The 810-nt window shown below is 64.6% G+C and carries 2 protein-coding genes; both read right to left on the bottom strand.

Going from position 1 to position 810, the window contains the following annotated elements; translation table 11 throughout:
• A partial coding sequence (locus ACXJ3V_RS20130) for a TRAP transporter small permease subunit (RefSeq protein ID WP_457102131.1) occupies positions 1-353 on the bottom strand: 353 nt, incomplete at its 3' end.
• Positions 350-810: hypothetical protein (locus ACXJ3V_RS20125; RefSeq protein ID WP_457102130.1), on the bottom strand; the 461-nt coding region annotated here is incomplete at its 5' end. The genes ACXJ3V_RS20130 and ACXJ3V_RS20125, both read right to left, overlap by 4 nt.

Below are 810 nucleotides of genomic sequence, written 5' to 3'. Positions count from 1 at the left end.
GAGACGATCGAGATCCAGTTCAGCAGCGCCTGCACGCGCAACGGGAACTTCTCGTGGAAGACGTCGACGCGGATGTGGTTGCGCCCCAGCAGGGCCAGGCTGAAGGCGATGGTCGAACCCACGGCCAGCGCATAGCCGCCCAGCTCATCGGCCCCTTGCAGCGAAATGTTGAACAACTTCCGCGAAAGGGTCTCGATGGTGACGATCACCGCCAGGCCCAGGAAGATTGCGCCGAACGCGGTGGCCAGCACCGTCTCCTTGCGCGCCTTGAAGTCGACATGTCCGGCAGGCGCGACCTTGCCGCTGGGCGCTGCAACGGGCTGCCGCTCGCTCGTCATGGTGCGGCTGTTCATTTCAGCCCCAGCACCGGTGCCACCGTCGCCTGCCAGGTCTTCGAGCAGGTGGGGTTGGACTTGTCGCACACCTCGGCCCACACCGGCAACGACACCTTGTTCACGGCGCTGCGCACCAGCTCGATGTCAGCCGGCGTGACCGGCACGTTGACGAGGTTGAACTTCTTGCCGGTGGTGCAGGGGTCCTTGCCCGCATTGCAGTTCWGGGCGTCTTGGAAGAGCTCCTCGGAGTACTTCCAAACGTCGTCGGTCAGGGTGTCGAAAGCCTTCTTGAGCTTCGCCTGCTGGTCGGGCGCCAGCGCGTTCCACGACTTCAAGGTCATGCCGTAGCCATTGAGCGCCATCTGGAAGCCAATCGCCAACTGGTGCGTCGTCACTTCGGGCCAACCCGCCGAGTTGGCCGAGCTCGGCCCGGTGATCGCGCAATCGACCACGCCGAGCGACAGCGACTGGTGCG

Source organism: Microbacterium sp. P5_E9, from assembly GCF_054049175.1.
Note: the sequence above shows the minus strand (reverse complement) of the source record. Positions and strands in the feature narration are given on the sequence as shown.